Genomic DNA, 20,739 nt, shown 5'->3' with positions numbered 1-20,739 from the left:
TCGCGCCGCGCCGAAGGCGCTGACCAGCGGGAGTTGGGGTGGACGTGAAGGGTGCACGAGGGGGCGCGCGGCGGAGGCGTACGTTCCGTCCGGCGGCCGGACGGGGCGCGGGGCCCTGGCGCGGGGCCGGCTGCCGGGCGCGCCGGGGCGCGGGTGGGCCGCCGCCCCGGCGGGGGCGGCCGTCAGCGCTGGGCGAGGGTGTGCGCGACGAGGGCGTTGGCGTGGCCGTGGCCGAGGCCGTGCTCCGTCTTGAGCCAGGCGACCAGTTCCATGTGCCTGGTCAGCGGCGAGGCGTTGATCAGCTCCTGCCACTCGGCGATGGGGCGGCCGTACTTCTTCTCGATGGAGGGGAAGTAGCTCGCGGGGCCCTTGGCGGGTGCGGTCACGGCGGTCTCCTGTCTGCTGCGGCCGCTCGGTGCGGCCGGGTCTTCTCGTCAGGGCAGACCGGCACGGGATCGGGAACTCATCGGGGACCCGGCGTGACGTGCGTCACTTCTGGGCGTGCTGTCCCAGGTGGAAGAGCAGGTAGACGAAGCCGGCGAACAGGTGGGTGCCGAAGACGTAGAAGCCGACGCGGATGGCCACGCCGCGCTCCATCCAGCGTTCTTCGTCCTTCTCCCGCACCGTCTCCACGCGGTCGCTGTCCACGTCTGCCACCTCTCCGTCGTAGCGCCGCGCAAGTCTAGGCGAGCGGGCGGGAGCGGCCCGGCCGCCGGCCGGGATCAAGGCCCTGACCGGCAGGTTTTCCGGACCGGCTGGAGCCGTTCGGGAACCTTTCCGCCCCTTTCGGCCATCTAGTACGACGTACGTGCAGGACGGCGAGCGAGGCGGCGCGACGGATGACAGCGGTACCGGGAGCGAAGGACCCGGCGGGGCGGGGCAAGGACATGCTGCGGGGGCGGGAGCGGGAACGCGAAGGGGAGCCGGACGGCGCGGCCACCGGTGAGGGTGCCGGGGTGCCGGACGGGACGGCGGTACGGCCGGAGGCGGCGGACGGGGCCACCGAAACCGGGTCCGACGGGGTGGCGGCCGCCGGGGAAACGGAACCTGCCGGGAGGGCTTCTGGGCGTACGGGGCGGGAGGCCGGAGCGGAGTCTGCCGGCAGCACCGGCGCGGCCCGGGATGCGGCGCCGGACGCCGGGGAGGGCGACCGGGACGAAGAGGCCGGAACCGGGCCGGAAACCCCGGTGGAAGCCGAGGTGCCGCCCGGTGACCGGGCGGAGGACGGGGCCGCGGAACCCGCCGGAGCAGCGGCCGGGGGCGACGGAGGCGGTGCCGCGCTGCCCGAGTCCGGCGCGGACGACGACCGGGGGGCCGGGAGCGCCGCGGACGCCGAAGCGGAACCGCGGGTCACCGCGGAGGACCACGACGGTGGGGAACGCGCCGCAGCGGAACCCCGGGACGTCGCGGCGGGCGACGACCGGGAGGCCGAGGGCGCCGAGGGCGACGGCACGGAGCCGGCCTCTGCCCCGGTCACGGACCGGCGGTCCGACAGCGGCGACGAGGGCGAAGCGCTGCGGCAGACCGCTGAGGACGACGCTCCTGCAACGGCGCAGCCGTCCGGCGCCGGCAAGGACGACGTGGACGAAGCCCGGCCGGAGGACGCTGCGGGCGACGCCCCGGCGGCGGACCGGCCCTCCGACACCGACGAACGCGTCGAGGACGGGGCCCGGCCGGACACATCTGCAGGCGATGCCGCGGCAGCCGGCCAGCCGTCCGGCGCCGGCACGGACGAATCCGACGGAGCCCGGCCGGAGGCCCCGGAGCGTGACACCCAGGCGGCGGACCGGGCGTCCGACACCGACGTACACGACGGGGACGGCGCCCGGCCGGAGGCCTCGGAGAGCCACACCCCGGCCGCGGACCTGGTGTCTGACACCAACGAAGACGACGCGGACGGAGCCCGGCCGGGGACCACCAAGGGCGACGCCCCGGGTGCCGACGGCGCAGGGCAGGCCTCCGACGGCGGGGCGGCTCGGGTGCCCGCTTGGGCGCGGGGGGATGACGAGAGCGACAACGAGCGGACCAGTACGTTCGTACCCCTGAAGCCGCTGGAGCCCCGGGAGGCCGGGGAACCGCGGGCCGGGAAGGCGCCGGAGGGCCCGGAGCCCGGCCGGGGCGGGGGCGACCAGCGCACCGTCCACCTGCGCACCCCCACACCGCCGGAGGGCGAGGACCCGAAGCCGGAGGCGGGACACGCGCAGGCGCAGCCGAAGGCGCCCCGGCCCAAGGGGTCCCAGGCGGTCCCCGCCGAGCCCGCGCCCACCACCGAGCAGCCCCTGCCGCCGCTCGACCTGCTGGCGCAGCTCACCAACACCCCTCCCCCGCCGGAGACCACCACCCGCACCCTGGTGCGCCGCGTCAAGGTGTGGACGCCCGTCGTCCTGTTGCTGGCCGGCGTCTTCGCGGGCGTACAGGCGCTGCGCCCCGTGCCCGCCGCCACGCTCACCACCGACGGTGCGGCCTCCTCCGCCACCGTCGACGGGCGGCTGGACCTGCCCTGGCCGGCGGCCGGGCAGGGCGCCGTCCGCGTCCAGGGTGCCGGGGACGTCGGCACGTTCGGGATGCAGAAGCCCGTACCGACGGCCAGCGTCGCCAAGGTCATGACGGCGTACGTGATCCTCCGCGACCACCCGCTGAAGAAGAACGAGGACGGTCCGCGGATCGAGGTCGACGCCCAGGCCGTCCAGGACGGCACGGCCGAGCACGAGTCGCGCATCGAAGGCCTCACGGCGGGCAGCACGTTCTCACAGCAGGACATGCTGAAGATGCTGATGATCCCCTCGGGCAACAACGTCGCCCGGCTGCTGGCGCGTTGGGACGGCGGCGGCGACCAGGGCGCCTTCGTGGCCAAGATGAACGCGGCCGCGAAGGAGCTGGGCATGACCAGCACCCGGTACACCGACCCCAGCGGCCTGGACCCCAAGACCGTGAGCACCGCGACCGACCAGCTGAAGCTGGCGGAGGCGGTGATGAAGTTCGACGCGTTCCGGGCGATCGTCGCGCTGCCGAACGCGAGGATCGAGGGCCTGCCGGAGCCGATCAACAACAACAACGACAACCTGCTGCTGTCCGGCCTGAGCATCAAGGGCATCAAGACCGGATCCAGTTCGGCGGCCGGCGGTGCGCTGATGTGGGCGGCGTACAAGACGGTGGGCGACAAGACCCCGCTGATCATCGGCACGTTGATGGACCAGCACGTGGACGGGCCCGACCCGGACGCCATCCGGTCCCTGGGCCTGGTGAAGGACAACAGCAAGAAGATCATCGAGGCGGTGCGGAACGCGCTGACCGCCGCGACGGCCGTGAAGAAGGGCCAGGTCGTCGGGTACGTCGACGACCACCTGGGGACGCGGACGCCGCTGGTCGCCACCCAGGACGTCACGGCGGTGGCCGTGCCGGGCCAGAAGCTGTCCCTCGCCCTCACCGGGAGCGGGGACGGGAAGCTGCCGGCCGAGGCTCCGGCGGGCACCGTGGTCGCCACGCTGACCGTCGGTACGGGCCCCGGGGCGCCCACGGTTCCGGTGGCCGTGCAGCACGATCTGGAGGCGCCGTCCTTCGGTGCGAAGCTGACCCGCCTCGGCTAGCCGGCACGACGGACCGGCCGGGCCCTCCCCCTGAGGGTCCGGCCGGTCCGTCGTCCGGCCCGTCCGTCGTCCGGCCGGTCCGTCGTCCGGGCGGCCGGCTCCGTTCCCGCGGACCGGCCCGACGGCCGGCTAGGCCGTGTCTTTCGGATCAGGCCGGATCAGGGAGCGGGGCCTGGTGCGTGCGATCGCAAGGCGGAGGAGGGAGTCAACGCGGAGCGTTGGCGACCGACGACAACGCGGCGAGCGTGCGTGCCAGGCCCCGCGAGCCCGGCCTGATCCGAAAGACACGGCCTAGCCCTGCCCCTCCGTCAGTTCGTTCACCGGATCTCCCTTCCGCACCTCCACCGGAACCGGCGCGGCCAGGCGCTCCAGCCGCTCCTTGAAGCGCGCCGACGCGGCGCCCTCCGCCGTGGTCCCGATGACGATGGCGGAGGCGTCGGACGACGCCGACCCGTCGTGGACCGGGTGTCCGAGGCCCTCGGACCCGCGCATGACCTTCTCGACGGCCGCGGCCAAGGCCCGTGCCGTGTACCGGGCGAGGTAGAGGTCGGCGCGGTGCGGGTCCACCGCGGGGTCGGCCTGCCGCGCGGCGGCCAGCAGTTGCCGGCCGCGTTCGAGGTCCGTCACGCACAGGGCCACCCGGCCGGCGGGCTGGTCGGTGATGTGGCCGGCGTACACATCGGCGAAGGCGCCGTACCCCTGGTCGCCGATCGCCTGGCCGAGGCGCTGCGCCTCGGGGGTGTTCGCCGGTGTGCCGCCGATGGCCGTCGGCACGGCGGCCGGTCCGGACCCGGTCTCGGCGAGCCCCGGGCAGGGCTCCGCCCCACCGCCCGGCCCGTCCGCCCCCTGCCGCACGGGCCGGTCCGGGACCGCCTGCGTCGTACAGCCGCCGAGCAGCCCGGCGACCAGCAGCGCGGCGGCGGTGACCGGTACGGCGTTCTTCCTCATGGTGTCCCCCGTCAGTGGCGTGCCCGGCGCCGCACGGCGCCGGCGCCCGGACGCCTCGCCGCCCGGGCCCGAGTGGGACGTCGGCGACGCCGGCACGGTTCCGGTACCGCCGAGGGTGCGGCCGGGTGCCGCCGGTCTAGTGGGGCGCGGTGTCGTCGGCCGGGAAGGCCGGGCCGTGGCCGGGGACGATGACGTCCGCGGCGGCCAGCACGCGGAGCCGGGAGGTCTTCAGCACCGTGTGGTCGGGGGCGACCGGGTCGTCCACCGGGCCGTTGGGCCGCCACCACAGGTCGCCCACGAAGGCGACGACCTCCGTCGCCGTGCCGGCCAGCAGCGTGATGTCCTCGCGGCTGTGGCCCGGGGTGCGGATCAGGCGCAGGGACGGGGCGAGTTCGTAGCCCTCCGCGTCGCGGTCGGTCCACTGGTCGTTCTCGTAGATCGCCTTGTGGTCGTGGACGCGGGCGTGGCCGAAGAGGCCGACGTTCATCGTGTTGTCGGGGTGGTGGTGGCTGAGCACGACGTCGGTGATGTCGTCGGGGCCGAGCCCGAGTTCGGCCAGTGGGCCGAGGATCCGGTCGCGGCCGGCGACCATGCCGGGGTCGACGATCACGTGGCGGTCCCCGTCCCGTACGTACGAGACGGTGGCGGCGACCCCGGGGCCGGTGGAGAGGGTGTAGCCGGTGGTCAGGATCGTGTACTCGGCGCTGCGGCCGGTGGGGGCGTCTGTCATGCCCTGAAGTCTTCCGGGGCCCGGAGCGGGCCACGAGTGGCCCTTCTGCCACCGATCGCAGGATTCGTGCCACCGGGCGGAGCCGTGTCAGACTCCCCGCATGCCGCCCTTCGTGACCGTCGCCGCGTACGCCCCGCAGGGCGTCGGCATGCTCGCGGCCGGCATCGTCTCCGAGGTGTTCGCGCCCCGGGGCCAGGGGCTGCCGGCCTTCGAGTTCGCCCTGTGCACCGACCTGCCCGGGCGGGTCCGCACCGATGTGGGACTCCCGGTGGTGGCCGAACACGGCCTGGACCGGCTGGCCGCCGCCGACCTGGTGATCGCCCTTCCCTGGGCGGACTTCCGTACGCCGCCGCAGCCCGCCGTGCTCGACGCGCTGACCGCGGCGCACGCGCGCGGGGCGCTGGTCGCGGGGCACTGCGTCGGCGCCTTCGCCCTCGCCGCCGCCGGGCTGCTCGACGGGCGCCGGGCCACCACCCACTGGCGCTTCGCCGCCCTGCTGGCGGACCGGAACCCGGCCGTGACGGTGGAGCCCGACGCGCTGTACGTCGACCAGGGCCCGGTCATCACGGGCGCGGGCGCCGCGGCCGGCTTCGACCTCTGCCTGCACCTGCTGCGGCGGGAGCACGGCGCCACGACGGCCAACGCCATCGCCCGCGACCTGGTACTGCCCTCCCACCGCGACGGCGGGCAGGCGCAGTACCTGGCCACTCCCGCCCCCGAGGACTGCCAGGACGAGCGGCTGGCCGACGTGCTCGCCTGGGCCCGCGAGAACCTGCACGAGCCGCTTCCCGTCGCCGAGCTGGCCCGGCGGGCCCTGATGAGCCGCCGCTCCTTCGCCCGCCGCTTCGCCGCCGCGACCGGCACCACCCCGCACGCCTGGCTGCTGGGCCTGCGCCTGAACCGCGCCGAGGAACTCCTGGAGACCACCGGCCTTCCGGTCGAGGAGGTGGCCCGCCTCACCGGCTTCGGCAGCGCGGCGGTCCTCCGCACCCAGTTCGTCCGCCGCCGCGGAGTCCCGCCCCGCGCCTACCGCCGCTCCTTCACCCGAACCCCCTGACCCGCACCGGCTGTTCGAGGGCACAGGACGTTCTGGCCGACCGCCACGCCCTGCAGGAGCAGGTGGGGGCCGCGGCCGGGGGATTCGGGCAGGTCCGGCAGGCGTACGACGGGCGGCTCCGCAGGCCCGTCGCCGTCAGGATCGGGCGGCCGCAGAGCCGGGCGCACGCGGACCGCACGGAGCGCGAGGCCGCCTCGCGGGCAACCTGTCGCATTCCGGCATCGTCGCCCTGTCCGACCACGGGGAGTTGGCCGGCCCTGCCGGACACGTGGTGTCGGGAGACGGTCCTCCGGGAGGACCCGTACGCCGACGGCACCGGCCTGCCCACCCTGGTGGCCACCTCCTCGAGGAGCCGGGCGCCGACGACCCGCTGACCGTGGAGGCACGGCGCGACGAGACCCGGGCGGCGGTGAAGAAGTACCGCCGGACGCTCGGCGCCACGTCCGGCGGCCGCTCTTCGGCCGTCGGCGGTGAGGGCGGGGGCGTGCCGGACGGCGCCGCGCCGGCGCCGGTCAGGCTCCCTGAGGCGGCGTGCCGGACCCCGGTGCCGGGAGGAGGAGGACCGTGACGTTGTCCGCGCCGCCGGCCCGCAGGGCGTGGTCGACCAGGGCGCGGGCGCGGGGCAGGGGATCGCCTCCGGCGGGCGGGAGGGCGGCCAGGGCCACCGGGTCGGCCAGGTAGCGGGTGAGGCCGTCCGTGCAGAGCAGGACGGTGCCCGGTTCGCGGGGGCGGTACGAGCGCACGTGGGCCGGGGTGTCCTCCGCGTCCGCGCCCAGCCATGCCGTCAGCGCACCGTCCGCGCCCTGGTCGTCCTCCGTGAGCCGGAACGCGGTGCCCCGGTCCGGCAGCCAGTACGCCCGGCTGTCGCCGAGCCAGCCGCACCAGACGCCCTGCGGTCCGACGGCGGCGGCCACGTAGGTACAGGCCGGGGCTGGGTCGCCCGCCGGGTCCGGGCCGGGGCCGGCCGCCGGGGCGGCCAGGGCCGCGACCGCGCGGCCGGCCCGTCGTGCGGAGGTTTCCAGGGCATCCTCCGGGAGCCGGCCCTCCGTCAGGAGCACCGCCAGCACGCGGGCTCCGACCTCGGCGGCGAGCGTGGCGGCGCGTTCCGCGCGCGGGGTCATCGACACCCCGTCGCACACCGTGCCGACCGTCCATTCCCCCGCGGTGACCAGGGCCATCGCGTCCGCGTTGACGCCCTTGACGCGTCCCCGGTCCGAGACGCCGGCCGCGCCGTGCTGCGACCCGGCCTCCAGGCGGGCGCGGTGGGCGGGGCGGCGGGTGCCGCAGTCCCAGCAGTGGCCGTCGGGTGCGACCGTACCGCCGCAGGCCGTGCAGTTCTCCTCAGCGCTCATCTGCGGGAGATCTTGTCAGACCCGGGGCCCTGGGTACGCTCCGGACATGGACGAGGACATGGTGGGGCGGACCGGCCGGGTGACCGGGACGGTGGGACCGGGCCTGGTCGGCGAGGTGATCGTCCGCGTCCGGGGAGGCGCCGAGCACTTCCTCGCGTACCCGGCCCCGGGAGAGGGCCGGATCGAGACGGGCACGGTGGTGACGGTGGTCGAGTACCTGCCCCCGCGCACGGTGTACGTCATGGCGGCGTACGACAACTGACACCGCGTCCGGCCTCCGCGTATCAAGACGGCGACAAGAAGCGGCGCACGCCTTCTCCCGGGGGCGGGGGCAGGAGCACACTGCCCCTCCAGCGGTGCCGAGCGGCACCGCGCCAAGGGGGTGAACGCCGGTGGCTGTCGGCGTCGTGGCGGGGGCCGTGCTCCTCGCCGTCATGGTTCTGGTCGGCGTGTTCAAGCTCATGTGGCGGGTGGCGGAGCCCAACGAGGCGCTCGTCATCTCCGGCTCCGCGCACAAGACCGAGGGGCTCGGCGAGGGGATGGGGTTCCGGATCGTCACCGGGCGCGGAACCCTCGTCATCCCGGGCGTGCAGGCCGTCCGCAAGCTGTCGCTGGACCTCAACGAGACCCAGCTGTCCGTGGACTGCGTCACCCAGCAGGGCATCCCGCTGCGGGTGAAGGGCGTGGTCATCTTCAAGGTGGGCGACGACTTCGTCTCGATCGCCAACGCCGCGCGCCGCTTCCTGGACCAGCAGAAGATGATGCCGGAGCGGGTGCACATCGTGTTCGCCGGCCATCTGCGCTCGATCGTGGGCGGGTTGACGGTCGAGGACATGATCCGCGACCGCGAGAAGCTGACCGGGCAGACCCGGGCCGCGTGCGGGACGGAGATGGAGAAGCTGGGCCTGATCGTGGATTCCCTCCAGATCCACGAGATCGAGGACCCGACGGGGTACATCAAGAACCTGGCGATGCCGCACGCCGCCGCGGTGCAGCGGGACGCGCGGATCGCGCAGGCCGAGGCCAACCGGCTGGCGACGGAGGCCGAGCAGACCGCGTTCGCGCGGATGGCGGAGGCCACCCGGGACAGCGAGATCCTCCAGGCCGGGTACCAGGCGGAGCGCGACAAGGCGGCCGCCGCCGCCCGGCAGGCCGGGCCGCTGGCCGACGCGGCCGCCCGCCAGGAGGTCGTGGTCCAGGAGACGCGGGTCGCGGAGCTGGAGGCGCACCGGCGCGAGCAGCAGCTCCAGGCCGACGTGCGCAAGCCGGCCGACGCGAAGGCGTACGAGAAGCGGACGCTGGCGGAGGCCGAGCGCGACGCGCGGATCTCGGCGGCCCAGGCGAAGGCGCGGGAGACCGAGCTGGCCGCGGCGGCCGAGGCCACGCGGGTGAAGGCGGCCGCGGCCGCCGAGGCCCAGGCCACGGAGGCGCGCGGCCGCGCGACGGCCACGGCGACCCGGGCCACCGGTGAGGCCGAGGCCGCCGCCACGCAGGCCAAGGGACTCGCGGTCGCCGAGTCCGCGCGGGCCAGGGGCCTGGCGGAGGCGGAGGCCATCAAGGCGCGGGCCGCGGCGCTGGCAGAGAACCAGGAAGCGGTCGTGGCGCAGCAACTGGCCGAGAACTGGCCGGAGATCGTGGCGGCGGGCGCGGGTGCCTTCGGCAACGTGGAGCACATGGTGCTGCTGAACGGCGCGGACGGGATGGGCGACATGTTCGCGAAGGCGCTGACGATGGGCGGCACCGGGCTGGGCCTGGCGCGGCGACTGCTGGCCTCGATGAACGAGCAGCCGGCCGGCGCGCCGCCGGTCCCGTCCCCGGCCGCCGCCCCGGACGCGGAGCGCCCGGTGCGGATCCCGGTGACGGCGGAGCCGGAGCCGGACGCCGCGCGGCCTGCGAAGCCGGTGAAGGCTCCGCCGCGGGAGGGCTGAGGGCTGGGCGGTGGGGGCGGGGGACCTGGTGTGGCTGCCCGTGCCGGACGCCGGCTTCCGTGCCGGGGGCGGATGCCCGGGCCGGGTGCGGCTGTCCGTGCCGGGGGCTGCCCGTGCCGGACGCGGGCTTCCGTGCCGGGGGCGGATGCCCGGGCCGGATGCGGCTGCCCGTGCCGGGGGCTGCCCGTGTCGGACGCGGCTGCCTGTGCCGGGGGCGGCCGTCCGTGCCGGGGCCCGGGTCCCGCCCCCTGCCCCGGCACCCTCCCCCATAAGGGGACGGCGGCATTCCGGCCCGGTGCGGGCGGACCGGCGGCATGATCGGCTGCATGGTGATCGGAGTGGCGTACCTGTTGGTGATGCCGGGCGAGGGCGCGGCACGGGGTGCGGCGGCCGAGTCGGGGCGCCGGGGCTTCCGTTCCGTACGGCTGGAGGCGGGGCCGGGCTTCCCCCGGCTGTCGGCGCTGGCCGCGTACCCGGTGCCGGAGGGCCGCCCGCCGGAGGTGCTGGACGCCCATCTGGCCGGGGAGCGCGGGCGCGTGGCGGCGCTGGCGCGGGAGTACGGAGGCACGCTGGCCGCGTGGTCGCACGGGCCGGCGGCGGTGCCGGACGAGGGGGGCGACCGGCTGCTCCACGTGGCGCCGGACGCGCTGATGGCGCTGCCGGACCCGCTGCCGGAGGCGGAGGCGCGTCCCCGGCGGCGGTGGAAGGGGGATCCCTTCGGCACCGCCGCGCCGGCCGAGGTACGGGCCGCGGTGGAGGTGGCGCGGCGGCTGTACGGGACCCCGGAGGCGGCGCCGGCCGGTCTCGCGCACCTGCTGGATCCCGGGCCGGCCGAGGAGGACCCGTACCCGGACACCCGGTCGTTCTGGGAGGAGCTGACGGTGTGCGTCCAGCACCTGCCGGCGCTCGGTGGCGGAGGGATCCGGGCCGTCGCGTTCCATGCCGAGGTCGCCGCGTCGCCCGTGGTCTCGCCCGGCGGCCGGACGGTGGCGCTGCGCGAACTGCTGGCCGCCGCCGCCGATCTGCACGCCGGTACGGTGCCGGCCGCCCCGGCGGGCCCGGTGCCGGGCGGCTTCGACCGGGCCGGGTACGCGGCGGAGCTGCGGGCCGCCGTGGTCGCGCGGGTGCCCGGGCTCGTACGCACCTGGGACGCACAGCCGCTGCCGGCCCGGTACGCGCTGGCCGCCCTGGCCGCCTTCGTTCCCCCGGCCACCGCCGGGTTCGTCCTGCCCCGGCTCGGGGAGCTGCCGGTCCGGCCGGGCGGTCCCGGCTCCGCCGAGCTGCGGCTGATCACCCTCCTGCTCGGCGGCGAGACGCCCGGCGCCCCCGGCTCAGGCGGCCCCGCCGGCCCGGCCGCCCTCCCCGGCGCCGACGCCGCGCTGCTGTCGGTCGCCGCGGGCGTGGCCGGGGACCTGACCGCCGGGCTCGGGCTGTAGGACGCCGCAACGGCTCGGGCGGGACGGCATCCGTCTGCCGTCCCGCCCGAGCCGGCGTCACGCCGTCCTCACGCCCGCGAGGGCGTCAGCGGCGGACCTTCCACGCCACCGTCCGCTTCAGCGTGTCGGCGATCTTCGGGTCGCGGACCGCCCGCGTGCGGTCGGTGACCGTGACGGTGAGCTTGTGGGTGCGCAGGTCGGCCGCCGAGAGGCCGAGGTCGGAGACCTTCACCTTGGTGTGGCCGTTGAACTGCGGCAGCTGCTTGCCGTCCAGGGACCAGCGGATGAAGAGCTTGCGGCCGTCCGCCGTGACCAGCTTCGGCACGGCGATCCGGGCGGTCGCCCCCGTGCGCAGCGTGCGGTCGGTCGGGGTGAGCGCGGTGGCGATGCGGGCGTGCCGGTAGAAGCCGGCGATCATCTGCTCCACGCCCGGCAGGTTGAACGGCTTGTCCAGCACCCGCATCATCGAGTTGTCGGTGGGCCGGTTGAGGCCCTTCACGTAGTAGCCGCCGCCTTCGTACGCGCCGACCTTGCCGCCGTCGGGCGAGGTCTCGCCGAGCCAGCGGTACCACTTGGCCCGCTTCCGGGCCAGGTCGGCCGCGCTCAGGGTGCTGATGTTGGAGTCGGCCGGCTCGGCGCCGGTGTACTTCTCGTAGCCCGGGTAGTCGGGGTAGAAGTACTCGTCGGCGAGCTTGCCCAGCGAGTGGCCGGTCTCGTGGATGGCGACCTGGCCGGACTTGTCGTTGCCCGCGGAGGCGGTGGCGATGCCCTCGTAGCCGAGGGAGGCGCTGGGCTCGTTGTAGCCGGCGCCGCCGTACTTCTTGCTGTTGGCGAGGACCAGGACGAGGTCGGCGTCGGGAGCCTTGGCGACGTACGAGTCGACCTTCTTCTGGTCGACGCAGAGCAGCCGCTCGATGTCCTCGCACCAGAAGTACGAGCCGAGCGCGGTGTCGCGCCGGGTGGTGGCGTCGGGGTCCCCGGTGACGCCGGACTGCTTCGAAACGGCGTCCACGGCCCAGACGTTGAAGAGGTTGCGGTACGTCGTGTACGGCTCGACGGCGGTGATCTCCGCCCACTTGGCCTGGGCGTCCGTGTGGAACTTGGCGAGTTCGCCGGCCGTGTAGCCGTCGCCGACGACCACGACGTCCAGCCGGTCGGCCGTCCGCCCGTTGTCCACGAGCCGGGTGACCTCGCCGTCGGCGGCCCGGGCGGCCGGGGAGTCGAGGGCGGTGGACTTGTGCGGGGAGGCGGCCGGGACGCGGCGGTGTCCGGAGCCGGCGAGACCGCCGTGCTCCGGGCCGGGTATCTCGACCTCGACGACGGCGCCGCTCGCGTCGGTCGGGGCCGGGGCGGGCTCGGGCTGGGCCGCAGCGATGCCGGGGGCGGTGGCCAGCACCGCGGCGAGGGTGGCCGCGATGCCGGCCGTCGCCACGGCGGTGCGCAGGGTTGCGCGCATGGGGTGTGCTCCTGGGGGGTGGATGGTGGACCGCGATTAAGCAGTGCAGTAAATCTGATGAACTGCTGGCTTAAGCTATGCGGCGGCGCGGGGCGCGCGCAATGGTCTACTTCCTTCACGCAGCGGGGAGTTGGCGACACAGGAGGAATCCGATGGACGAACCGGCCGCGATCGGGCGCCGGGTGCAGCGGCTACGGGGCGAACGCGGCCTGACACAGCGGCAGTTGGCGGAGCCCGCCTACACGCCCGCGTACGTCTCGACGCTGGAGTCCGGCAAGGTGCGCCCCTCGGAGACGGCCCTGCGCTTCCTCGCGGAACGGCTCGGCACCTCGTACGAGGAGCTGGCGACCGGCCGCCCGCCCCGGCTCGGCACCGAGCTGCGGCTGGCGCTGACCGACGCCCAGCGCGAACTGGCCACCGGGGCCGCGGACGAGGCCGCGGTGCTGTTCCGCCGGGCGCTGACGGACGCCGAGCACCTGGAGCTCGCGCCGGAGCGGGCCGAGGCACTGCTGGGGCTCGGGGAGTGCGCCCTGGAGTGCGGTGAACTCCCGGATGCGCAAAGGCACTTCGAGGAGGCCGAGAAGCTGCTGGCGGACGAGCCGCTGCCGCGCCGGGCCCGGGCGGTGCGGGGACGGGCCATCGCACACCTGCTGGCGGGCGAACTCCGGTACGCGTGCTACCTGCTGGAGTCCGCCATCGACGCGCTGGGGGCGGGCGGCCTGGCCGACCCCGACGCGCTGCTGCTCCTGTACGCGGCGGTGATCAGCCCGTACATGGACATGGGCGCCCACGCGCGAGCCGCGCACGCCGCGGAACTCGCCCTGGCGCTGGCCCCCTCGGCCACCGATCCGGCGCTGGTGGCCGGCATGCACCGGCAGGTGGCCCGGACCTTCCTGGCCGAGGGGCGGACCGCGGACGCGGACGCCTCGCTGGCCAAGGCCCAGGCGATCTACGGGCAGCTGCGGCTGCGCACCGATCTCGCGCACTGCCACTGGATGCGCGGCTACGTGCAGGCGCAGAACGGCGAACTCGTCGCGGCGGAACGCGAGCTGCGCACGGCCCGGGACATGCTCACGGCCAAGCGGGCCGCGCTGTTCGCCGCGCAGGTGGAGGTGGAGCTGGCCGACGTGCTGCGCCGGCTGGGCCGGCACGAGGAGGCCGCCGGGCTGCTGTCGGCGCTGCTGGACCTGGACGCCCGGCACGGCGCGGTGCACGCGGGCGGTGCGCACCGGCTGCTGGGCCTGATCGCGGAGGAGCGCGGGGACACCGACGCGGCCGAGGAGCACTACGTACGGGCGCTGGCCCTGCTGGAGCGGAGCGGCGCCAGCGGCGACCTCGCGGACCTGTGCCGCCTGCTGGGCGACCTGCTGCGCCGCACCGGCCGCATCGAGGCGGCCCTGGACGCGTACCGCACGGGCCTCTCCCACCGCGCGGCCCCGGGCACCACCACCCTGGGCCCGGCCCCTTCGACCCCGCCCCTCCCGAGACCCTGACCGGCCGCGCCCTGCAGGAGCCACGGGCACGGGCCGCTCCCGGCCCCCCTCGCGCCGCTGCCGGCGCCCGACGGGGGGTGCCGGCCACCAGGGCCTCGGGGGCGCGTCCGGCGCCTCGACCGGCTGCGGGCGGGCGGGCTACGCTCGGCGGATGCGTGAGGCTGGGTCGGTGGTCGGTGAAACGCCTTTCGTCCACGTGCGGTTCGATGACGGGCGGCTCGTGCTGGAGCGCGTGCGTGACGGTGCCGCGTCGTGCTGGGTGCTGCCCGGCGGTGCGGGGCACGCGGGCGACGGGCGGTTGTCGCTGGAGGAGGCCTTGCACGCCTCCATCCGTCCCGTCGGGACGGCGGAGACGGTCTTGCGGGGCTGGGTGCGCGGCGCGCCGCCGGCCGGGCTGCTGCCGGCCGACGACCCGACGGTGCGCGAGCCCGTCCGGGTGCGGGCCGGGGCCATCGTCATCCGGGAGGGGCACGCCCTGCTGATCGGTTTCGAGCGGGCCGGGGTCTGGCACTACGAGATCCCGGGCGGGGGCGTCGAGGCCGGCGAGACGCCTGAGCAGGCCGCGGTCCGCGAGCTGCGGGAGGAGACGGGGCTGCGCGGCACGGTGGTCTCGGAAGCCGCGCGCGTCTGGAAGGACGGCCGCCGGGAGCACTACTTCGCGGTGCGGGCCGAGGGCCGGATCCTGCCCGCCGGGGAACTGGACAACTACGGCGGCACGCCCACCTGGGTGCCGGTGGCCGACCTGCCGGGCACCCCGCTCTGGCCCCGCCGGCTGTCCTGGCGGATCGCGCACTGGCACGCCGCGGGCTTCCCCGCCCACCCGATCGAACTGGCCGACTCCATCGGCGACCTGCGGCCGCCCTGCGCCTGGTGAGGGCCGCGGTCAGCGGGTGAGGGCGATGGCCAGGCCCGCGTAGTCGAGGACCAGGCCGTGGTCGTCGAGGTCCAGGTCGGCCGTGAAGTCACCGGAGGCGTAGCGGACGCGGGCGCCGTGCTCGGCACGGGCCAGGTGCGTGTACGTCTGGCGCACCGGGCTCACCGCCAGGTCCGGTACGGAGACCCAGGCCGTCACGAACTCGTGCGGGCCGTCGCCCGGGTGCCGGTGCAGGCCGTGCCGGAGCACCGGCATCGTGTTGGTCAGCGGGCACAGGCCGAGGTCGCAGTCCAGGGCACCGTCGAGGTCGGGCCGGTGCGTGCCGTCCAGGGTCCAGCGGCCACCCTCATCTGCCCCGCCGCCGTCCTCGCGGCGCAGGTCGAGCGTCCGGGTGCCGGCCGCGGTCTCCACGGTGACGTGCAGGCGACGGGTCACGAAGCCCTCCCCCGTCTCCAGCTCGTACGCCACCCAGTACGGCTCCGGCGCGAGCCCGACCGCCCGCCCGCGCGCCGAGAGGGCCGTCTCCCCGAGGTCGATCCAGGAGGTCTCGTACCCACGACTGGGCACGACCTCCCAGGTGCGGACGAAGGGGGCGACAACGGACTCACGGGTCATATCCGGCACCCTACCCGCCGGTGTCCCGCCGGGCACGCTCCGCGCACAGCCGGGGGCGGGAGCGGATAACGGCTGTTCACCGGGGTGGAGCCGGGCCTACGATCCGCCGCATGATTCTTTCTCATGATCTTGAAGGTGCCGGGCCCGTCGTCGTACTCCTGCACTCCGGCGTGTGCGACCGCCGCATGTGGGAGCCGCAGGCCGCGGCCCTCGTCGCGGCCGGGCACCGGGTGCTGCGGCCCGATCTCCGCGGGTACGGACAGACGCCGGCGGATTCCGGCCCGTACGGCGACGCCGACGACGTGCTGGCGCTGCTGGACTCCCTCGGGATCGGGGAGGCGGCCTTCGTGGGGGCCTCCTTCGGCGGGCGCGTCGCGCTGGAGCTGGCCGCCGGGGCGCCGGAGCGCGTACGGGCCCTGGCCCTGCTCTGCCCGGCCCGTGCGGGGTTCGAACCGGGGGCCGAGCTGACCGCTCTCTGGGAGCGCGAGGACGCCCTGCTGGAGGCGGGCGACGTCGAGGCGGCCGTGGCCCTGAACGTGGAGCACTGGGTGGGCCCGGAGGCCACCGCCGAGGCACGGGCGCTGGTGGCCGTGATGCAGCGCCGGGCGTTCGAGCTCCAGCTCGCGGCGCTCGCGCAGGACGGGCAGGCGGACGGGGAAGGTGCGGTCACCGAGGGTGGCGCGGACGCCGCCGAAGGCACCGAGGCCGGCGCTCCGGCCCTCGCGGACGGGCTGGCGCGCGTCGACGCCCCCGCCCTGGTCGTGGGCGGCGCCCACGACTTCGCCGACTTCCGGGGCATCGCGGCGGAGGTAGCGGCCCTGCTCCCCCGGGCCCGGCACGTCGAGCTGGACTGGGCGGGCCACCTCCCGGCCGTGGAACGGCCGGCGGACACCTCGGCCCTGCTGGTGGAGTTCCTGGCCGCCCACCCCGCGGAGCCGGCGCCCGCGGCCTGACGCCCGGCGGGTGCGCGTACGGTCCCGGAGGGGGCGCGTACGGTCCCGGCGGGTGACCGCGTACGGTCCCGGCGGGTGACCGCGTACGTCGCGGGCCCGGGCCGGCGTCGCCACGTACCGGCACCCGCGTCGCGACCGACCGGCGCCCCTGTCGCGGCGTACGCACGCCCGCCCGCGATGCGCGGGCGCCGGGCCGCGATGTGCGCGCGCCCGGCCGATGGCGTCTGCTGGAGGGGAGGGGGATCCCCGGAGGACTGGAGAGAGCCATGGCCGAGCTGACCCTCACCACGTTCGTCACCCTCGACGGAGTCATGCAGGCGCCCGGCGGGCCCAAGGAGGACACCACGGGCGGGTTCCGCCACGGCGGCTGGACCGTGCCGTACTGGGACGCCGACTTCGGCCGGCTGGTGGACGAGCGCTTCCGTCCGGTGACCGGCTTCCTCCTCGGCCGCCGCACGTACGAGATCTTCGCCGGCTACTGGCCGCACCAGAAGGACCCGGACAACGTCGTCGCCGCCCGGCTCAACGGCTGCCCGAAGTGGGTCGTGTCGACCACCCTCACCCCGGAACAGGCCGACTGGCCGGGGACCACGGTGATCTCCTCCGACGTGCCGGACGCCGTCGCCGGGCTCAAGGCGGACGTCGCGGGCGAGATCCAGATCCACGGCAGCGGCCGGCTCGCGCAGAGCCTGATGGCGGAGGGCCTGATCGACGAGTACCGGCTGTACGTCTTCCCCGTGGTCATCGGCGACGGCCGCCGCCTCTTCGCCGAGGGGGCGGTGCCGACCGGGTTCCAGCTCGTCGGCACCGAGACCACCTCCAAGGACGTGGTCCTGCACACCTACCGGCCGGCCGGACCGGCCGCGTTCGGCTCCTACTGAGCGGGCGGATCTTCGCCCCGAATCCTTCAAACCCTGTGCGGATCAAGGGGGTTCTGCGAAACTGCGCTTCCGGGGAGCGGGCACACGGGGGGTTCGGTGGACGTCGGGGCGCTGATCGGCTGGTCCGTGGCGGCCGTGGTGGGGCTGGTCCTGCTGTGGCTCGTCATCCGCACGGTGCAGGTCATCCCGCAGGCGAGCGCGGCCATCGTCGAGCGCTACGGGCGGTTCACGCGCGTGCTGGGCGCCGGCTTCCACCTGGTCGTCCCGTTCGTCGACACGATCCGCAACCGGATCGACCTGCGGGAGCAGGTGGTCCCGTTCCCGCCGCAGCCGGTCATCACCCGGGACAACCTGGTCGCCAACATCGACACCGTCATCTACTACCAGGTGACCGACGCCCGCGCCGCGACCTACGAAGTGGCCAGCTACATCCAGGCCATCGAGCAGCTCACCGTGACGACCCTCCGCAAGATCTTCAGCGGGATGGACCTGGAACAAGCCCTTGCCTCCCGTCCGCAGATCGACGCCGCCCTGTTCCGCGCCCTCGACGAGGCCACCGGCAAGTGGGGCGTCCACGTCAACCGCGTCGAGCTCAAGGCCATCGAACCCCCCGTCTCCATCCAGGACTCGATGGAGAAGCAGATGCGCGCCGACCGCGACAAGCGCGCCGCCATCCTCCATGCCGAAGGCGTCCGCCAGTCCGAGATCCTGCGCGCCGACGGCGAGAAGCAGGCCGCGCTGCTCCGCGCCCAGGGCGAGATCGAGATCGCCCGGCTCCGCAGGGCCGCCGAGGCCGACGACGCCGCAGCGGCCGTCGTACGCCACCCCGCCCCGCCCGCCCCCGAGCCCGTCCGGCACCCGCCCCTGCGCCGGGACGACCCCGCCCACGTGGGCCGGTACCGGCTGACCGCCCGGCTCGGCGAGGGCGGCATGGGCACCGTCTACCTCGGCGTGTCGCCCGGCGCCCGCCGGGTCGCCGTCAAGGTGGTGCGGGAGGAGCTGGCCCAGGACCCCTCCTTCCGCCGCCGCTTCGCCCGCGAGGTGGACGCCGTACGGCGGGTCGGCGGCTTCCACACCGCGCCCGTGGTCGACGCCGGAACGGACGACGCCCGGCCCTGGCTGGTGACCGAGTACATCCCCGGGCCGTCCCTGCACGAGGTGCTGCGCAGCCACGGCGCCCTCCCCGCCACGACCGTACGGACGCTTGCGCTCGGCCTGGCGGAGGCGCTGGAGGGCATCCACGCCTGCGGGATCATCCACCGGGACCTCAAGCCGAGCAACGTCGTGGTCTCCGACGCGGGCCCCCGCGTCATCGACTTCGGGATCGCGCGGGCCGCCGACGGCACGGCCCTCACGCGCACGGACTTCGTGGTCGGCACCCGCGGTTTCCTCGCCCCGGAGCAGCTGACCGGCGGGCCGCTCACCCCGGCCGTGGACGCGTACGCCTTCGGCATGGTGCTCTGCCACGCCGGCGGTGCCGCGCCCTTCCCGGAGGGCACCGTCCTGGAGGAGGCGCTGCGCACCCTGCCCGCCGACCTGTCCGCCGTGGTCGGCGACTGCCTGCGGCAGGATCCGGCCGGACGGCCGACACCGGCCGAGATCCTGCAACGGCTCTCCCGCTCCGGGGAGAAGGCCCCCGGGGACTGGCTGCCCGGAGCCGTACGCACGCTGGTGGCCCGCCACCAGGCCGCCACCGTCCCCGCGCCGGGGGCCTGATGCCCGGCACGGACGTCCTCCTGCGCGCCGCCCGCCCCGAGGAGGCGGCGGCCCTGAGCGGACTGATGCTGCGGTCCAAGGCGCACTGGGGGTACGACGACGCGTTCCTCAAGTCCTGCGTCCCCGAACTCACCCTCCTGGCCGGTGAGGTGACGCGGCGGCGGATCGTCGTCGCCGAGCGGCGCGGGGAAGTGCTGGGGCTGGCCTCGCTGGAGGGCGAGGCGCCCGTGGTGCGGCTGGGGCTGCTGTTCGTGGAGCCCCGGGCGGTCCGCCAGGGGGTCGGCGGAGCCCTGTACCGGGACGCGCTGGCCCGGGCGCGGCGGCTGGGGGCCGGGCGGCTGCTGGTCGAGGCCGATCCGCACGCGGTGCCGTTCTACACGGCGGTCGGCGCGCGGCCGGTCCCCGGAGCACCGCGCGGGCTGCCGTGCTTCGAGGTGGAGCTGGCCGGTACGCCGGCCTGGGTGCGGGCCTGGACCGGGGGGCGGCGCGCCGTACACCTCGGCAACGTGGCCGAGTACAACCGGCAGTTCGCGGACCCGACCCTGGACGAGGCGCAGGAGCCCGCCCACCACTACTCCTGTCTCGCCGCCTTCTACAGCCCCCACCCGGCCGCCCTGGTGCTGCCGCTGACCGTGCCGGAGGGCTGGCTGGCCACGGTGTCGCGGCAGCTGGGCTGGGGGGAGGTCGAGCTGTACGACGGGCTGGCGGAGGGCACGTCCGGGCGCGGCGGGGTACGGTCCGGGCTCGCGGCCCGGCCCGCGCTGGCCGCGCGGCTGCGGGAGACGGGCCTGCCGATGGTGTCCTGGGGGGAGACCGGGGCGGCCGCCCTGCGGTACGAGTCCAAGTCGGCCGCCAACGCCCTGTTCCGGCGACTGACGGAGACCGGTCGCCATCCGGGGATCCGGGTGCCGGAGCAGACGTACGCCGCCGCCCGGTGGCGGGCCGCGCGGCTGCTGCGGGCCCGCGCGCGGGCGGGCGAGACCGCGGTGCTGAAGACCGAGCACGGCGTCGGCGGCTCCGGCACCGCCGTGGTGGCGCCGGGCGCGGCGCGCGCGGTGCTGCGGCGGCTGCCGCGCGGCCCGCTGCTGGTGGAGGAGTACGTCGAGGGCGTGCCGGAGGGCGGCGACCTGACGTACGACGGACTGGTGGACGCCACCGGGCGGGTGCACGACGTGGGCGCGGCGGTCATGGAGGTGGCGGGCACGGCGTACCGCGGGGCGACGGTGGGCCCCGGGGTGGTCCCCGCCGTGCTGGAGGAGGCGGCGCTGGCCTTCGGGCACGCGGTGGGCCGGGAGCTGGCGGCGGACGGCTACCGGGGCTGGTTCGACGTGGACTTCGTCGCGGACCGGGCGGGCCGACTCGCCCCGACGGAGACCAACCTGCGGCTGACCGGGCCGTCCGTCGCGTTCATGGTGGGGGCACGGCTGGACGAACTGCGCGGCGCCGGGCACCTGGTGCGGATCGTGGACCGGGTGCCGCTGGGGGCCCGGCTGCCGGACGCCGGCCTGGCGGAGCACGTCGCAGCGCTCACCGCCGGGTGCGCGGAGCTGGGCGTGCTGCTGCTCCCGGCCGTCCCCACGGCCGCGTTCGCCCCCTCCCCGTACCTCGGCGTACTCCTCGCCTCCCACAGCCGCCCGTCCCTGGACGCGGCGGACGCCCTGGTCCGCCGCGCCTCGTCGGCCCTCGCGACGATGTTCACCGGCTGACCGGCTT

The 20,739-nt window shown here is 75.8% G+C and carries 18 protein-coding genes and 1 pseudogene; 12 read left to right on the top strand and 7 right to left on the bottom strand.

Annotation, left to right across the window (positions count from 1 at the left end):
• Positions 1-182: 182 nt before the first annotated feature.
• Together ACIQUQ_RS03945 and ACIQUQ_RS03940 are read right to left on the bottom strand one after the other, a co-directional pair.
• Positions 183-386, bottom strand: coding sequence for a DUF4287 domain-containing protein (locus ACIQUQ_RS03945; RefSeq protein WP_403971016.1), 204 nt, complete (start codon positions 384-386; stop codon positions 183-185).
• Positions 387-489: 103 nt separating this feature from the next.
• Positions 490-648 (bottom strand): DUF6126 family protein, encoded by a 159-nt coding sequence (locus ACIQUQ_RS03940; RefSeq protein WP_403971014.1) that lies wholly within the window; start codon positions 646-648, stop codon positions 490-492.
• Positions 649-839: 191 nt separating this feature from the next.
• Here ACIQUQ_RS03940 and ACIQUQ_RS03935 point away from each other — a divergent pair, with 191 nt between their 5' ends.
• A complete protein-coding gene (locus ACIQUQ_RS03935) occupies positions 840-3,587 on the top strand; it encodes a serine hydrolase (RefSeq protein WP_403971012.1) in 2,748 nt (915 codons plus the stop codon).
• Positions 3,588-3,878: 291 nt separating this feature from the next.
• Here the strand turns inward: ACIQUQ_RS03935 and ACIQUQ_RS03930 are convergent, their stop codons facing one another.
• Together ACIQUQ_RS03930 and ACIQUQ_RS03925 are read right to left on the bottom strand one after the other, a co-directional pair.
• Positions 3,879-4,535: a hypothetical protein gene (locus ACIQUQ_RS03930; protein ID WP_403971010.1), complete on the bottom strand. Its 657-nt coding sequence runs from the start codon at positions 4,533-4,535 to the stop codon at positions 3,879-3,881.
• Between the two features lie 136 nt (positions 4,536-4,671).
• Positions 4,672-5,265, bottom strand: a complete 594-nt coding sequence (locus ACIQUQ_RS03925) for an MBL fold metallo-hydrolase (RefSeq protein WP_403971008.1) — start codon at positions 5,263-5,265, stop codon at positions 4,672-4,674.
• A gap of 100 nt (positions 5,266-5,365) precedes the next feature.
• On the opposite strand from ACIQUQ_RS03925, the gene ACIQUQ_RS03920 reads away from it, so the two are divergent.
• Positions 5,366-6,322: a GlxA family transcriptional regulator gene (locus ACIQUQ_RS03920; protein ID WP_403971006.1), complete on the top strand. Its 957-nt coding sequence runs from the start codon at positions 5,366-5,368 to the stop codon at positions 6,320-6,322.
• A gap of 512 nt (positions 6,323-6,834) precedes the next feature.
• Here ACIQUQ_RS03920 and ACIQUQ_RS03915 read toward each other — a convergent pair.
• Complete coding sequence (locus ACIQUQ_RS03915) at positions 6,835-7,674, bottom strand: PP2C family protein-serine/threonine phosphatase (RefSeq protein ID WP_403971004.1); 840 nt, start codon at positions 7,672-7,674, stop codon at positions 6,835-6,837.
• 46 nt (positions 7,675-7,720) lie between these two features.
• Between ACIQUQ_RS03915 and ACIQUQ_RS03910 the strand changes: the two genes are divergently transcribed.
• The 3 genes from ACIQUQ_RS03910 (at position 7,721) to ACIQUQ_RS03900 (ending at position 11,038) form a co-directional block, all read left to right on the top strand.
• The gene (locus ACIQUQ_RS03910) at positions 7,721-7,936 is read left to right on the top strand and encodes a hypothetical protein (RefSeq protein ID WP_403971002.1); all 216 of its coding nucleotides are present in this window, start codon (positions 7,721-7,723) and stop codon (positions 7,934-7,936) included.
• Between the two features lie 130 nt (positions 7,937-8,066).
• On the top strand, positions 8,067-9,602 hold the full coding sequence (locus tag ACIQUQ_RS03905; RefSeq protein WP_403971000.1) for an SPFH domain-containing protein: 1,536 nt from the start codon (positions 8,067-8,069) through the stop codon (positions 9,600-9,602).
• A 326-nt stretch (positions 9,603-9,928) separates the two neighbouring features.
• Positions 9,929-11,038: a hypothetical protein gene (locus ACIQUQ_RS03900; RefSeq protein WP_403970998.1), complete on the top strand. Its 1,110-nt coding sequence runs from the start codon at positions 9,929-9,931 to the stop codon at positions 11,036-11,038.
• Positions 11,039-11,123: 85 nt separating this feature from the next.
• Here ACIQUQ_RS03900 and ACIQUQ_RS03895 read toward each other — a convergent pair whose 3' ends face one another.
• Complete coding sequence (locus tag ACIQUQ_RS03895; RefSeq protein WP_403970996.1) at positions 11,124-12,494, bottom strand: M64 family metallopeptidase; 1,371 nt, start codon at positions 12,492-12,494, stop codon at positions 11,124-11,126.
• A 152-nt stretch (positions 12,495-12,646) separates the two neighbouring features.
• Between ACIQUQ_RS03895 and ACIQUQ_RS03890 the strand changes: the two genes are divergently transcribed.
• Together ACIQUQ_RS03890 and ACIQUQ_RS03885 are read left to right on the top strand one after the other, a co-directional pair.
• Positions 12,647-13,987 carry a tetratricopeptide repeat protein gene (locus tag ACIQUQ_RS03890; RefSeq protein ID WP_403970994.1) on the top strand — a complete coding sequence of 447 codons (1,341 nt, stop codon included), beginning with the start codon at positions 12,647-12,649 and terminating at the stop codon, positions 13,985-13,987.
• Positions 13,988-14,138: 151 nt separating this feature from the next.
• Entirely contained in the window at positions 14,139-14,861 is a 723-nt protein-coding gene (locus ACIQUQ_RS03885; protein WP_403970992.1) for an NUDIX domain-containing protein, read from the top strand.
• Between the two features lie 9 nt (positions 14,862-14,870).
• On the opposite strand, the gene ACIQUQ_RS03880 is transcribed toward ACIQUQ_RS03885, so the two are convergent.
• Positions 14,871-15,476: a putative glycolipid-binding domain-containing protein gene (locus ACIQUQ_RS03880; RefSeq protein WP_403970990.1), complete on the bottom strand. Its 606-nt coding sequence runs from the start codon at positions 15,474-15,476 to the stop codon at positions 14,871-14,873.
• Between the two features lie 110 nt (positions 15,477-15,586).
• Between ACIQUQ_RS03880 and ACIQUQ_RS03875 the strand changes: the two genes are divergently transcribed.
• The 5 genes and pseudogenes from ACIQUQ_RS03875 (at position 15,587) to ACIQUQ_RS03855 (ending at position 20,732) form a co-directional block, all read left to right on the top strand.
• A complete protein-coding gene (locus ACIQUQ_RS03875; protein ID WP_403970988.1) occupies positions 15,587-16,429 on the top strand; it encodes an alpha/beta fold hydrolase in 843 nt (280 codons plus the stop codon).
• Between the two features lie 266 nt (positions 16,430-16,695).
• The gene (locus ACIQUQ_RS03870) at positions 16,696-17,310 is read left to right on the top strand and encodes a dihydrofolate reductase family protein (protein ID WP_403970986.1); all 615 of its coding nucleotides are present in this window, start codon (positions 16,696-16,698) and stop codon (positions 17,308-17,310) included.
• A 111-nt stretch (positions 17,311-17,421) separates the two neighbouring features.
• Positions 17,422-18,105 (top strand): annotated as a pseudogene (locus ACIQUQ_RS03865) (SPFH domain-containing protein); the annotation flags it as partial.
• Positions 18,106-18,198: 93 nt separating this feature from the next.
• Positions 18,199-19,026 carry a serine/threonine-protein kinase gene (locus ACIQUQ_RS03860; protein WP_403971790.1) on the top strand — a complete coding sequence of 276 codons (828 nt, stop codon included), beginning with the start codon at positions 18,199-18,201 and terminating at the stop codon, positions 19,024-19,026.
• Positions 19,026-20,732 (top strand): GNAT family N-acetyltransferase, encoded by a 1,707-nt coding sequence (locus ACIQUQ_RS03855; protein ID WP_403970984.1) that lies wholly within the window; start codon positions 19,026-19,028, stop codon positions 20,730-20,732. Before ACIQUQ_RS03860 ends, ACIQUQ_RS03855 begins: the two co-directional genes overlap by 1 nt.
• Positions 20,733-20,739: the final 7 nt, after the last annotated feature.

Source organism: Streptomyces sp. NPDC101118, from assembly GCF_044759445.1.
Classification (GTDB): Bacteria; Actinomycetota; Actinomycetes; order Streptomycetales; family Streptomycetaceae; genus Streptomyces.
This window is presented reverse-complemented; position numbering and strand designations above follow the sequence as displayed.